Source organism: Streptomyces sp. NPDC007264, from assembly GCF_042869095.1.
Lineage (GTDB): Bacteria > Actinomycetota > Actinomycetes > Streptomycetales > Streptomycetaceae > Streptomyces.
The window spans coordinates 307,324-320,627 of record NZ_JBIAFD010000007.1 but is presented as its reverse complement, the minus strand read 5'-3'; the positions used below and the strand labels follow the sequence as shown (position 1 = coordinate 320,627).

Below are 13,304 nucleotides of genomic sequence, written 5' to 3'. Positions count from 1 at the left end.
CGGCAAGCCGAGCCAAGCCCGTTAGATAGGATCATTCGAGGGCAAGCTAAGGTCTTCGCGGGCCGCCTTTATGAAGTCCTTTCGCGCCTGCTTCAAAGCATTAGTTTGCCTGTCGTGTTCTGAGGTACGAGCCGGCAACTCCAGATATTGCATATCCAAGAGTCTGACTCGCTCCTCCGAGGAGATAGTGACGGCAGGCAGCGCGGCGAAGGCCTGACTCACAACCTCAGCCGCTTGGGCGACCTCGGCCGGAACGTCTTCGAGTAGCCTGTAGTCGCCATCGGTAGGGTGCTGCCGCACTTTTCGACCGAGCTGCCCGAGCGCAGCACGGAGGAAAGTTGCCGGAGGGGCGACCGGAGGAGTAACGGCACTCGCACCCATCGAAAGATTTTCCTCTTCGCACATCCGAGTGAGCTTAGTCCAGGCACGGCCAATTTCCGCTTGACGCTCATAATTTCGAGCGACTTTAAAAGTCAAATCTCTCAGCGGCACAGACAAATCAACAAGATCTTCCGATCCTTCCAACGTCACGATGAGTTGCGTGTTAAGCAAGGCGGTCCTAAGAGGCCCAAGCTCCGCTTTACGGGCGGCCCAGCTTTCGTCAGCCAGAGTCAGGTTCGCCTGCCCAGTCAGAAGATCTGCAGCCGCGAGAAGCTGATGCGCCGAGAGCAGGAACGCGACGTAGGCCTCACGCTGAGTGCTACGTCGCCACTGCACGTATGTGGCTGATGTTTCGGCTCTTACAGCATCGAGAGCTGCACGATATGTCGCCTCGGCCTGCGCAACGCCCGCGCGGGCAGACTCACTCGCGCCACGCATCTGCCACCGCCCCACTATCACCGCGATGGGGATGCCCAGTGCCGCGACTGCCGACGCTGAGACTGCACCTATGCCCTGCAAGTCCATGCCCGGATCTTGCCGCAGCGACTGGGCCGTCGTGATGCCTTTCAGCAAGTCCGCAAGCCGACTGCAGCGATAGCACGAGCGCCAGAGCGACGGAAGCTAGGCCGACGGGGCCTTGAATCCCTGCCAGTACGGCCCAGAGACGGCCCAGCAACCCGAAAACGGCGTAACACAGGCGCCAAACGCCCAGGTAGGGGGCCTACTGCTGTCGAACCACTGCCAGTTCTCCGGGCTTGGGCATGGTCCTCCCAGTGTCGCAGACGCGTTCACCGGTGCTCCCGGCCAGTTATCTGGCATATCGTAATAAAGGCCGCATTCGGGGCCGACGCCGGGGCGGCCAGGGTCGCCGGGTGTGAACGGTGGAGGTGATCGGGGTGCCGGACCTCGTCGGCAGGGTGTCGCGCGCCGGTATCTGGCGCCACCCCGTGATCGTCGGGCTGCTGGTGTCGCTCTACCCGGTGGTCCTGCTGGTGGTGGACGTGCTGACGCCACCCGTCATCCGCTTCGGTTCCCTGATGGTGGCGGCGCCCGCCCTCGCGGCCGTCTTCTGCACTCCGGTCGGCGTGCTGATCGTGATCGCGGTGACGCTGCCGTGCGTGTGGCTGGCCGACGCGGTGGGCCGGCAACTGGGGGGCTCGTACTTCGTCCCGGTCCAGATCGCCACCATCGTGCTGGTCAGCGCGGCCGCGCTGGCCGCCAGCGCCGTGCGGGGGCGCAAGGACCGGCAGCTGGCGCAGTCCCGGTGGGTGGCCGAGGTGACCCAGCGGGTCCTGCTGCATCCGCTGCCGCACCACGTCGGCCGCTTCGACGTGGCCTCCCTGTACCTGGCGGCGGACGAGGAGGCCGCCATCGGTGGGGACCTCTACGCCTTCGCCCGCAGCGGGACGTCGGCGAGGATCCTGCTCGGCGACGCGCAGGGCAAGGGGCTGGCCTCGCTGGAGATGGTCAGCTGTGTGCTGAACACCTTCCGGCAGTCGGTGCGCCAGGGCCACACGGTGCCCGAGGTGGTGCAGGCGCTGGAGGCGGCCTTCCGGCAGGACATCCGGGAGCTGTCCGCCGCGGCGGACGGGGGCCGGCCCCTGAACGGTCCCTTCGAGGAGGAGGCGTTCGTCACCGCGATCGTGCTGGACCTGCCGGACACCGGCCCCCTCCGCCTGGCGAACCTGGGTCACCCGCCGCCCCTGCTCGTCCACGAGGGGAAGGTCACCGTCCTGGATCCGACGGTGGCGGTGCCGCCGCTGGGCCTCGGCGACCTCACCCGCGGCGAGGTACCGGTGGACGTGGTCGGCCTCCCGCCGGGCGCCACCCTGCTGCTCTACACGGACGGCGTGACCGAGGCCCGCGGCCAGGACGGCGCCTTCTACCCGCTCGAGGAGCGGCTGACGCGCTGGACCGCCCTGGCGCCGGACGCCCTGCTGGCCGCCGTGCACGAGGACCTGCGGGAGCACGTGGGCGCCCGGCTCACCGACGACGTGGCCATGGTGGCCGTCCGGCGCCCCCCGTCCCCGGTCCGCTCCGGGGCGCGCGCCGAGGACCTGGCGGACGCCCGCGGGACCGGCTGACCCGGCCGGTGATCCGACCGGTGACCCGGTCGCGTCAGCCGGTGCCGACGAAGAGCACCATCAGCAGCCACACCACGGGCGCCGTCGGCAGCAGGGAGTCCAGCCGGTCCATGATGCCGCCGTGGCCCGGCAGGAGCGTGCCCATGTCCTTGATGCCCAGGTCCCGCTTGATCATGGACTCGCCCAGGTCGCCCAGCGTCGCGCTGGCCGCGACCGCGAGGCCCAGGACCAGCCCCTGCCACCACGAGCCGCCGTCGATCAGGTACTCCATGCACAGTGCCCCCGCCACCATGGCGAAGGCGACCGCCCCGATCAGGCCCTCGCGGGTCTTGCCGGGGCTGATGCGCGGGGCGAGCTTGTGCGTGCCGAAGCGCCAGCCGACCGCGTACGCGCCCGTGTCGCTGACGACCGTCAGCAGCAGGAACGTCAGGACGCGCTGCGGCCCGTCCTGCGCCGTCAGCATCAGGGCGACGAACGTGGCCAGGAACGGCACGTAGAAGGCCGCGAAGACGCCCGCCGTGACATCCCTGAGATAGCCGTCCGGCGGCTCCGTCATACGCCAGACCAGGACCGCGAGCGCGGTGAGGGCCATCGCCGCCCAGGCGCCCTCGGCCCCCCGCACATAGCCCGCGACGACCATCGCCGCGCCACCGACCACCAGCGGCACCAGGGGCGCCTTGACGTCCTTGCGCTCCTCCAGCCGCTTCGTCAGCTCCCACAGGCCCACCACGACGGCGACCGCTATGACGCCGACGAACACGGCCTTGACGATGAACAACGACGCGACGATCACGACGCCGAGCCCGACGCCGACCCCTATGGCGGCACCCAGGTCACGGCCCGCGCTCTTCTTCTGCGGTGCGGGCGCCGGCTCGGGGGCGTCGGGCATGGGCTCCGGATTCTGCGACGCCGCCCAGAGGGGCGGCGCCTGCGGCGTCTCGTCGCGGAACAAGGGGCCGCTCAGCCGAGCGGCCCCCCGGCCGTCATCCTGGTCTCCGCCGTGTGCGGCTGTGTCGGGCACGATGGGCATGGGGCGAGTCTGCTGCGCGTCATGCGCATCGTACGCGGGACCCGCCGGGCCGGCGCCCGGGGCGGACCCCTGGTCGGTGGGCCCCCAGTACCCGGCCTGTGGCGGCGCCCCCCAGGAAGAATCGTTCATCAGACCTCGAGCAGCTCCGCTTCCTTGTGCTTGAGGAGCTCGTCCACCTGGGCGACGTACTTCGCGGTGGTGTCGTCGAGTTCCTTCTCAGCACGGCGGCCCTCGTCCTCGCCGACCTCGCCGTCCTTGATCAGCTTGTCGATGGCGTCCTTGGCCTTGCGGCGGACGGAGCGGATCGAGACCTTGGCGTCCTCGCCCTTGCCCTTGGCGACCTTGATGTACTCGCGGCGGCGCTCTTCGGTGAGCTCGGGGAACACCACGCGGATGATGTTGCCGTCGTTGCTCGGGTTGACGCCCAGATCCGAGTCGCGGATCGCCTGCTCGATGTTGCGCAGCGCGCTCTTGTCGAACGGCGTCACCACGGCCATGCGCGGCTCCGGTACCGAGAACGAGGCCAGCTGGTTGATCGGGGTCGGTGCGCCGTAGTAGTCGGCCACGATCTTGTTGAACATCGCCGGGTGCGCACGACCGGTGCGGATCGCGGCGAAGTCCTCCTTGGCAACCACGACGGCCTTCTCCATCTTCTCCTCGGCCTCGAGGAGGGTCTCTTCGATCACCACTTGCTCCTGCGTGTCTTGAGTAGGCCCGGCATCCGTGGGCGGCAGCCGGCTGCGTCGCGTCTTCTTCCTGCACGGTTCCGGACCGGCAGGACATTGTCCATCCCCCGGTCAGGGCCCGTCGCCCGGACGGGGCCCACCCCGAACGGGGTGCACCCCGGGCAGGTCGCCCCGGTCAGTCCCGGCCTCCTTGCTCACCCACGAGTGTGCCGATCTTCTCACCCTTGACGGCGCGCGCGATATTGCCCTCCGCCAGCAGTTCGAAGACGAGGATCGGCAGCTTGTTGTCGCGGCACAGGGTGATCGCGGTGGCGTCGGCGACCTTGAGGTCACGGGTGATGACCTCGCCGTAGCCGAGGGAGTCGAACTTGACCGCGTCCGGGTTGGTCTTCGGATCGGAGTCGTAGACCCCGTCCACGCCGTTCTTGCCCATGAGCAGCGCCTCGGCGTCGATCTCCAGGGCCCGCTGGGCGGCGGTCGTGTCGGTGGAGAAGTACGGCATGCCCATACCGGCGCCGAAGATCACCACGCGGCCCTTCTCCATGTGGCGCACGGCCCGCAGCGGGATGTAGGGCTCGGCGACCTGCCCCATGGTGATGGCGGTCTGGACCCGGCTGTCGATGCCCTCCCTCTCCAGGAAGTCCTGGAGGGCGAGGCAGTTCATGACCGTGCCGAGCATGCCCATGTAGTCGGAGCGGGCACGGTCCATGCCGCGCTGCTGGAGTTCGGCGCCGCGGAAGAAGTTGCCGCCGCCGATGACGACCGCGATCTGGGCACCGTCGCGCACCACGGCCGCGATCTCACGGGCGATGGCGTGCACCACGTCGGGGTCGACGCCCAGGCCCCCGCCGCCGGCGAAGGCCTCTCCGGACAGCTTCAGCAGAAACCGTCCGCGTACTTTGCCGTCGTCGCTCTTCTGGGTCGTGGTCATGGGGATCTCCTCGTGGTGCACATGCGAAGAAGGCCATTGCCGGTGGGGTGTGGTTCGCATCCCATGCGCGGCAATGGCCTCCTCGTCAGATCTGCTGTCGCCCGCCGCACCCGTGTGCGGAGCGGCCTGCGCGGACAGCACGGACGACTGCTGTCGACCCTATCGGGGTCGCGCGTCGATCGCGGTACGGACTCAGATGCCGACCTTGATGCGCGTGAAGCGCTTCAGGGTGACACCCGCCTCGTCCAGGACCTTCTGGACGGACTTCTTGTTGTCGAGCGCGTACGGCTGGCCGAGCAGCGTGGCGTCCTTGAAGAAGCCGTTGAGGCGGCCCTCGACGATCTTCGGCAGGGCGGCCTCGGGCTTGCCCTCGGCGCGGGTCGTCTCCTCGGCGATGCGGCGCTCGGCCTCGACGACCTCGGCCGGGACGTCCTCCTTGGAGAGGTACTTCGGCGCGAAGGCGGCGATGTGCTGGGCGACGCCCTTGGCGACCTCGGCGTTCGGCTTGTCGAACTCGACGAGGACACCGATCTGCGGCGGCAGGTCGGGCATGGTGCGGTGCATGTACGCCGCCACAAAGCCGTCCGCGAACTGCGCGAAGCGGTCCAGGACGATCTTCTCGCCGAGGTTGGCGTTGGCCTCGTCGACGAACGCCTGGACGGTCTTGCCGGCCTCGATCTCGGAGGCGAGCAGGGCCTCCAGGTCGGCCGGCGCGGTCTTGGCGACGTGCTCGGCGATGGCCTGGGCCGCGGCCTGGAACTTGTCGCCCTTGGCGACGAAGTCGGTCTCGCACTTCAGCTCGACGAGGACGCCGGAGGAGTTGTCGTCGGCGATGATGGAGACCACGGCGCCGTTCTCGGCGGAGCGGCCCTCGCGCTTGGCGACGCCCTTCTGGCCCTTGATCCGGAGCGCCTCGACGGCCTTCTCGACGTTGCCCTCGGCCTCGTCCAGCGCCTTCTTGCAGTCCATCATGCCGGCGCCGGTCAGCTCACGGAGCTTCTTGACGTCGGCGGCGGTGTAGTTCGCCATGATTCTGTGAATCTCTTCTCGGAGTTCGAAGTCTCGAAGTCGGCGGCCGCCGCGAGGTGAGCGGGCGGCCGCCAAAGATCTACGGGCTACGAAGATCTGGGGGCTGCGGGTGAACGGCGGGTGGCGCCGTCGGTGCCACCCGCCCCCACGTCAGCCGAACGGGCCGAGGATCAGCCCTGCTCGCCCTCGGCGGCCGGAGCCTCAGCGGCCGGAGCCTCAGCGGCGGGAGCCTCAGCGGCCGGGGCCTCGGCAGCCGGGGCCTCGGCCTCGGCGGCCTTCTTCTCGCCCTCGAGCAGGTCGCGCTCCCACTCGGCGAGCGGCTCGCCCGCGGCCTTCTCACCCTTGCCCTCGGTGGCGACGCCGGAGCGGGCGATGAGGCCCTCGGCGACGGCGTCGGCGATCACACGGGTGAGCAGGGTGACGGAGCGGATCGCGTCGTCGTTGCCCGGGATCTTGTAGTCGACCTCGTCGGGGTCGCAGTTGGTGTCGAGGATGGCGACGACCGGGATGTTCAGCTTCCGGGCCTCGCCGACCGCGATGTGCTCCTTCTTGGTGTCCACGATCCAGACGGCGCTCGGCACCTTCTGCATCTCGCGGATACCGCCGAGGGTCTTCTCCAGCTTGGTCTTCTCGCGGGAGAGGACCAGGAGCTCCTTCTTGGTCAGACCGGAGGACGCGACGTCCTCGAAGTCGATCTGCTCGAGTTCCTTCAGCCGCTGCAGACGCTTGTAGACGGTCGAGAAGTTGGTGAGCATGCCGCCCAGCCAGCGCTGGTTGACGTACGGCATGCCGACGCGGGTGGCCTGCTCCGCGATGGCCTCCTGCGCCTGCTTCTTCGTGCCGACGAACATGACCGTGCCGCCGTGGGCGACGGTCTCCTTGACGAACTCGTAGGCGCGGTCGATGTACGACAGCGACTGGAGCAGGTCGATGATGTAGATGCCGTTGCGCTCGGTGAAGATGAAGCGCTTCATCTTCGGGTTCCAGCGACGAGTCTGGTGACCGAAGTGGACGCCGCTCTCCAGCAGCTCCCGCATCGTGACGACGGCCATGGCCGTTCTCCTTGAGTTTTCTCGGTTGTGCCGCGGGTGCCGGATGGCACTCGCGCCTGACGCCCGCGATGCGCCGTGCCGCAAAGGACCGAGGAGCGCTGACACCGGCCTCGTGAGGGCCTGGTGTCGGGGCGTGCGAAGTCGACCCGGTGACCCGGATCGCCACAAGAAGTGTACGGGACCGGCGGGGCGCCGGGTGACGCGGCTGTCCACAACCGGGCAGTTGTCCACAGATTCCGCCATGATCGCTCGATGTGCGGGACCGTTCTCGCATGCGAGCGAAACGATGCGCGTGGACCTGGTCCGCACTGCTGCCGGTGGTCGTGGGCGTGGGCGTGCCGGCCCCCGCGGCCCGGGCCGGCGCGCCCACGGACCGGCCGCCGTCCGTGGCCCCCTTGCCGGCCCCCGCGCCGTCCCCCGGCGCCCCGGTGCGGGCCGTCGCCCGCGGCTGGCCGGTGGGGGTTCACCCCCGGGTCGTACGGGGCTGGGAGCCTCCGGCGACCCCGTACGGCCCGGGCCACCGTGGCGTGGACCTGGCGGCGGCGCCCGGCGATCCGGTCCGCGCGGTCGGCGCGGGCCGGGTGGCCTTCGCGGGCCGGGTGGCGGGGCGGGGCGTGATCGCCGTCGACCTGGCGGGGACGGGCGAGCCGCCGCTGCGGACGACGTACGAACCCGTCCGTGCCTCCGTGCGCCGGGGCGAGGAGGTCGCGCCGGGCGAGGTCCTGGGTGTCCTGGAGCCTGCGGCCGCCCACTGCGCCCGACCGTGCCTGCACTGGGGCCTGCGCAGCGGGGAGACGTATCTGGACCCGCTGTCCCTGCTGCCGCCGTGGCTGCTGCGCGCCGGACCGTCCCGCTTGCTGCGGGTGGAGGGGGTGCCGCTGCCGCGGAGCCCCGGGCGGCCCACGTCGCGTCCGCGCGGCGCGGCCTCGGCGGGCGCCGTCGGCCGTGGAGCGCTCAGCCCCGGACGCCCCGAAGGGCCATCGCCACCGCCGCCTCGGTGATGGCGGCCGGGTCCTCCGCGGCCCCCAGTTCGATGCGCCGCACCGCGGCGTCGACCACGCCCTGGAGCAGCATGGCCGCCAGCCGGGGTTCCCGGTGCCCCATCTCACCGAGCGCCTCGACGATCATCGCGACGAGCCCGCCGTGCGCCGCTCGGATCTTCTCGCGCGCCCCGGCGTCCAGTTCGCGCGCGGAGATGGCCACCACGGCACGGTGCCTGCGGTCCCCCACGAGCGCCAACTGCCGCCGTACATACGCCTCGACCTTCGCCTCGGGCCCTTCCACCGCGGCCATCGCCGCCTCGACCTCCGCCGCCCAGACCGGGAAGTCGACGGCGCACAGCTCCTCGACGACGGCCGCCCGGGAGCGGAAGTACTCGTAGACGGAGGACCGCGCCAGGCCCGTGCGCTCGGCGAGCGCCGGGAACGTCAGCGCCTGGGTACCGCCCTGGGACAGCAGGGACCGTGCCGCATCCAGGAGGGCGGCCCGCTGCATCGACCGGTGCTCGGCCACGGAGGCCGCTCGAATCCTTGGCACGTCCACCACTGTACGGACGGACCACCGCCCGCGGGAGCCACTCGCGCCCTGCGCGCCGGTCCCCGGCCCTGCACACCGAGGCTCACGGAGCCACGCCGGGCGGCGTCCGCCGGATCGGCCCGGCCCGCCCGGCCGGGCGGCCCGCCCGGGCCGACATCCCGGTCAGCGGCCGAAGGCGGCCAGCTTGGCCCTCAACTGCAGCACCGACTTCGTGTGGATCTGGCTCACCCGGCTCTCGGTCACCCCGAGCACATGGCCGATCTCGGCGAGTGTGAGTCCCTCGTAGTAGTAGAGCGTGACGACGGTCTTCTCCCGCTCGGGCAGGGTGTTGATGGCGCGTGCCAGGAACCGTCGCAGCTCCCGGTCCTCCGCCACCTCCACCGGGTTGTCCGCGGCGGTGTCCTCCAAGGTGTCCATCAGGCTCAGCCGGTCGCCGCCCTCGCCGCCGACGTGCAGCAGTTCCTCCAGGGCCACCACGTTGGCCAGCGACAGCTGGCTGAAGACGGCGTGGAGCTCCTCCACGCCGATGCCCATCTCCTCCGCCACTTCCGCCTCGGTCGGCGTCCGCCGCAGCCGGGCCTCCAGCGTGGCGTACGCCCGCTCCACGCTGCGCGCCTTCTGCCGCACCGACCGCGGGATCCAGTCCAGCGCCCGCAGTTCGTCGATCATCGCGCCGCGGATCCGTGTGATCGCGTACGTCTCGAACTTGATCTCCCGGTCGATGTCGAACTTCTCGATGGCGTCGATCAGCCCGAACACGCCCGACGACACGAAGTCCGCCTGCTCCACATTGGCCGGCAGCCCCACGCTCACGCGACCCGCCACATACTTCACCAGCGGCGAGTAGTGCAGGATCAGCTGCTCCCGCAACCGCTCGTCCCCCGTCTCCTTGTACGACCGCCACAACTCGTCGAGCGTCGAGGGAGCGGGCGGGCGCACGCTGCCGCCGTCACGGGCGGCTGGGGGAAGCGCCGCCCGGTCGGACCCGGAGGTGTGCTGGGGCATTCGTCGCCTTGTGCCGTTCTGCTGTGAACTGGGGATACCTGGGTGAGCTGTCGGTCTGATGTCGAGATGCCTGTCTGAGTCGGGGTCCTCGTGAGCGTAGCGTGACTGCGGTGTCGCAGTGTGCGAAGAGCCACGCGTCACCCCCGCGCGAACGGGCACCGCAGACCCCCGCGGGAACCGGGGTCGTCGCCCTGTGTGACCTCCGGAGCCGTCAACTACCGGAATTGCCAAGGCTGTCGGGCATCGCCCGGACGGACGATCACGCCGCGTCAGCACCGGCCGTGATCTTGTCAGACCGCAGTCACCGCCTGGCGTGTCAACTTCCAGCCGTCGCCGTGTCGTTCGACGAATCCAAGTGATCGGAGTTCGTACAGCCTCCCGACCGCGTCGTCGTGGGTCGTCCCGGCCCCGCGGGCGATCTCCGCCACCGCGGCCGCGCCGCGGGCCGGGAGCGCGTCGAGCACACGCGCCGCGGCCGGATGGAGCAGATCGCGCGGCAGGACGGGCCCGCGGCGGTCCGGGGCCAGCTCGCCCATCTCCCCGACCAGTTCGGCGACCTCCGCGGCGTCGGAGACCAGGACCGCCTCCCCGCGCAGCAGTTCGTGGACACCGGCCGAGAGTCTGCTGGTGACCGGTCCGGGCACGCCCATCGTGTGCCGGCCGAGCCGCTGTGCCGCGCGGGCCGTGACCAGCGCACCGCTGCGGTAGGCCGCCTCGACGACCACGGTGCCGCGGGTGAGTGCCGCGATCACGCGGTTTCTGAGGACGAATCGGCTGGGCGTGGGGTGTTCGCCGGGCGGCAGCTCGCCGACGACCAGCCCCTGGTGCGCGATCCTGGTGATCAACTCGGTGTGCCCGCGCGGATAGGGCCGGTCGACGCCGCTGGCCAGCACGGCGACGGTGGCTCCGCCGACCGCCAGGGTGCCGCGGTGGGCTGCCCCGTCCACCCCGTACGCGCCGCCGGAGACGACCACCCAGCCGCGCTCGGCGAGCCCCGCGGCCAGCGTCGCCGCCACATGCGCGCCGTACTCGGTGCAGGCGCGCGCGCCCACGACCGCGACCGACCGCAGGGCCCACAGCCGCAGACTGGGCCGGCCGCGCGCCCAGAGCCCCACGGGCCGGGCGTCCCCCAGATCGTCGAGCTGGGCCGGCCACTCGGGCCCACCGGGGCACACGAATCTCACCCCCGCCTCCCGGGCGGCGGCCAGGTCGCGGTCCGGCTCGGCCCGGTCGCCCCGCGCCCGCAGCCCGGCCCACCGCTCCCGCGACACCCCCGGCAGCATCGGCCCGCCCTCCCGCAGCCGCCGAGCCACCTCCACGGCACCGTGCTCACGCAGCCACCGCCCCGCCACCTCGTCCCCGGGCTCGACGACCCGGGTGAGGAAGGCGCGGGCGCGGTGGGCGCCGTCCGGGCCGCCGGCCCCGCTCACGCCGACGTCCCGAGGGCCATCGGCACGCCTCGCGGCACCCCGGTGCGCAGGTGCAGCGCCAGGGCGACGTCCGTCGCGTCGGGCCGGTCGTGGCCCACGAGATCCGCGACGGTCCAGGCCACGCGCAGCACGCGGTCCAGTCCCCGGGCGGTCAGCACGCCCCGCTCCAGATGGCGCTCGGCCTCGTCCATGGCACCGCTCGCGGCACGCCAGCGGCTGCGCAGTTCCCGTCCTGGCACCTCGCTGTTCGTCCGCCACGGAGTGCTCGCGAGGCGCGCCGCCGCCCGCTCCCTGGCCACCAGGACCCGGTCGGCGACCGTCCGGGTGGACTCGCCACGGGCGCCGGGCGTCGTGAGGTCGGCGCGGGTGACCGAGTCCACCTCGACGCGCAGGTCGACCCGGTCCAGGAGCGGGCCGGAGAGCCGGGCCTGGTAGCGGCGGATCGCCGCGGGCGGGCATTCGCACATCGTGTCCCGCCGGGCGAAGCGGCCGCAGGGACAGGGATTGGCCGCGAGCACCATCAGGAACCTCGCCGGGAAGCGCACGACGCCCGCGCTGCGGGCGATCACGACGTGCCCCGCCTCCAGGGGCTGTCGCAGCGCGTCGAGGGCCCGGCTGCTGAACTCGGGCGCCTCGTCCAGAAAGAGCACACCCCGGTGGGAGAGCGACACGGCGCCGGGTCGGGCGATGCCGGGGCCGCCCCCCACGAGGGCCTGCATCGTGGCGGAGTGGTGCGGGGCGCAGTAGGGGGCGACGTCGATCAGGGGCTTGCCCGGGGGCAGCAGGCCCGCCACCGAGTGCACCGCCGTGACCTCCAGCGATTCCGTTCTGCCCAGCCGGGGCAGGACGGCGGGAAGCCGCTCGGCGAGCATCGTCTTGCCCGCACCGGGCGGCCCTTCCAGGAAGAGGTGGTGCCCGCCCGCGGCGGCCACCTCGACCGCCGTGCGGGCCGGGATCTGGCCCACGACGTCGGCGAGGTCGTGACCGTGGTCCTGCTGTGCGGCGCTCTCGCCGTGCATCCCCGTGGCCGCGCCCGCGCCCGGCACGCGCAGACCGGCCAGGAGCGGATCGGGGCGGCCTGGCTCGTCCGGGGCCTCCTCGGGCACGGGTTCGTCCGCGAGGACCGCGATCAGCTGGCGCAGGCTGCGCACGCCCAGCACGGACACGCCGGGCACCAGCGACGCCTCGGCAGCGGCGCACTCCGGCACGACCACCTGCTCGTAGCCCGTGTCGGCCGCCGCCAGGACCGCCGGGAGAATGCCCCGGACGGGCCGCACCCGGCCGTCCAGGCCGAGCTCGCCGATCATCACGATGTCGGCGAGCACCCGGGGGTCGATCCGCTCCGAGGCGCCGAGCACCGCGCACGCCACGGCCAGGTCGAACCCACTGCCGGCCTTCGGTACGGAGGCCGGGCTGAGCCCGACCGTGAGCTTCTTCTGCGGCCACTCGCCGCCCGAGTTGACGACCGCCGCCCGCACTCGGTCCCGGCTCTCCGTCAGGCTCTTGTCGGGCAGCCCGACCAGGGTGAAGGCGGCCACGCCCGGTTCGAGATCGGCCTGGACCTCGACCACCACGCCCTCGACGCCGACCAGTGCCACGGAACACGTGCGCGCGAACCCCATCAGGCCACCCCCCGCACGTGCTCGACCACGGCGGCGCCGCGCTCGGGCAGGACGACGCCGACCACATCGATGCGCACGCCGCCGGGTGGTGCCCCGCCGTGCTCCCGGATCCAGTGCTCGGCGAGATCGCGCAGCCGCCGGGCCTTCCCCGGTGTGACGGCGGCCATCGGATGCTCGAAGCGGTCGCCTCTGCGGGTCTTCACCTCGCAGACGACCAGGACGTCTCCGTCCCTGGCCACGATGTCGATCTCGCCGTTCCTGCCGCAGCGCCAGTTGCGCTGCAGGAGCGTCATACCGGCGCTCGTCAGCCGCCGGGCGGCCAGTTCCTCGCCGTACCTGCCGAGTGCGCTGCGTGCCAGATATGTGGTCATGTCGGCACCACCTCCGGCGCCAACCGTCACGCATCCGGCACCCAGAAGTGGATCTTGGTGGACAACTCGGCGATTGTGGACAACTCCGCCACCCGGCCGGTTCACCCACGCGGCCGATCACCCGCCGGGCCGGCTCACGCCGGTTCA

General features: G+C 71.5%; 13 protein-coding genes. 2 read left to right on the top strand and 11 right to left on the bottom strand.

Features of this window, described 5'->3' with window-relative positions; translation table 11 throughout:
• Positions 1–21 precede the first annotated feature (21 nt).
• Entirely contained in the window at positions 22–954 is a 933-nt protein-coding gene (locus ACFYMU_RS14890) for a hypothetical protein (RefSeq protein WP_388372730.1), read from the bottom strand.
• A gap of 308 nt (positions 955–1,262) precedes the next feature.
• Between ACFYMU_RS14890 and ACFYMU_RS14885 the strand changes: the two genes are divergently transcribed.
• Positions 1,263–2,465 (top strand): PP2C family protein-serine/threonine phosphatase, encoded by a 1,203-nt coding sequence (locus ACFYMU_RS14885; protein WP_388372729.1) that lies wholly within the window; start codon positions 1,263–1,265, stop codon positions 2,463–2,465.
• 34 nt (positions 2,466–2,499) lie between these two features.
• On the opposite strand, the gene ACFYMU_RS14880 is transcribed toward ACFYMU_RS14885, so the two are convergent.
• The 5 genes from ACFYMU_RS14880 to rpsB all read right to left on the bottom strand — a co-directional run bounded on the left by ACFYMU_RS14880 (position 2,500) and on the right by rpsB (position 7,193).
• A complete protein-coding gene (locus tag ACFYMU_RS14880) occupies positions 2,500–3,624 on the bottom strand; it encodes a phosphatidate cytidylyltransferase (RefSeq protein WP_388372727.1) in 1,125 nt (374 codons plus the stop codon).
• Positions 3,624–4,181, bottom strand: a complete 558-nt coding sequence (gene frr / locus ACFYMU_RS14875; RefSeq protein ID WP_014675285.1) for a ribosome recycling factor — start codon at positions 4,179–4,181, stop codon at positions 3,624–3,626. Before frr ends, ACFYMU_RS14880 begins: the two co-directional genes overlap by 1 nt.
• Positions 4,182–4,356: 175 nt before the next feature.
• Entirely contained in the window at positions 4,357–5,112 is a 756-nt protein-coding gene (gene pyrH / locus ACFYMU_RS14870; RefSeq protein ID WP_388372725.1) for a UMP kinase, read from the bottom strand.
• 192 nt (positions 5,113–5,304) lie between these two features.
• On the bottom strand, positions 5,305–6,141 hold the full coding sequence (gene tsf, locus ACFYMU_RS14865) for a translation elongation factor Ts (protein ID WP_388372723.1): 837 nt from the start codon (positions 6,139–6,141) through the stop codon (positions 5,305–5,307).
• 170 nt (positions 6,142–6,311) lie between these two features.
• A complete protein-coding gene (gene rpsB / locus ACFYMU_RS14860; protein ID WP_388372721.1) occupies positions 6,312–7,193 on the bottom strand; it encodes a 30S ribosomal protein S2 in 882 nt (293 codons plus the stop codon).
• Positions 7,194–7,465: 272 nt separating this feature from the next.
• Between rpsB and ACFYMU_RS14855 the strand changes: the two genes are divergently transcribed.
• Positions 7,466–8,194, top strand: a complete 729-nt coding sequence (locus ACFYMU_RS14855; protein ID WP_388372719.1) for a peptidoglycan DD-metalloendopeptidase family protein — start codon at positions 7,466–7,468, stop codon at positions 8,192–8,194.
• Here the strand turns inward: ACFYMU_RS14855 and ACFYMU_RS14850 are convergent.
• From ACFYMU_RS14850 to ACFYMU_RS14830, 5 genes are all read right to left on the bottom strand, one after another.
• Positions 8,148–8,705 (bottom strand): TetR/AcrR family transcriptional regulator, encoded by a 558-nt coding sequence (locus ACFYMU_RS14850; RefSeq protein ID WP_388372916.1) that lies wholly within the window; start codon positions 8,703–8,705, stop codon positions 8,148–8,150. The genes ACFYMU_RS14855 and ACFYMU_RS14850 overlap by 47 nt on opposite strands.
• Before the next feature lie 186 nt (positions 8,706–8,891).
• On the bottom strand, positions 8,892–9,734 hold the full coding sequence (gene whiG / locus ACFYMU_RS14845) for an RNA polymerase sigma factor WhiG (RefSeq protein WP_388372717.1): 843 nt from the start codon (positions 9,732–9,734) through the stop codon (positions 8,892–8,894).
• A gap of 290 nt (positions 9,735–10,024) precedes the next feature.
• Positions 10,025–11,164 carry a DNA-processing protein DprA gene (dprA, locus tag ACFYMU_RS14840; protein ID WP_388372715.1) on the bottom strand — a complete coding sequence of 380 codons (1,140 nt, stop codon included), beginning with the start codon at positions 11,162–11,164 and terminating at the stop codon, positions 10,025–10,027.
• The gene (locus ACFYMU_RS14835; RefSeq protein WP_388372714.1) at positions 11,161–12,786 is read right to left on the bottom strand and encodes a YifB family Mg chelatase-like AAA ATPase; all 1,626 of its coding nucleotides are present in this window, start codon (positions 12,784–12,786) and stop codon (positions 11,161–11,163) included. The genes dprA and ACFYMU_RS14835 overlap by 4 nt, the downstream gene beginning before the upstream one ends.
• Positions 12,786–13,187 (bottom strand): YraN family protein, encoded by a 402-nt coding sequence (locus tag ACFYMU_RS14830; protein WP_388372712.1) that lies wholly within the window; start codon positions 13,185–13,187, stop codon positions 12,786–12,788. The genes ACFYMU_RS14835 and ACFYMU_RS14830 overlap by 1 nt, the downstream gene beginning before the upstream one ends.
• Between the last annotated feature and the right edge of the window lie 117 nt (positions 13,188–13,304).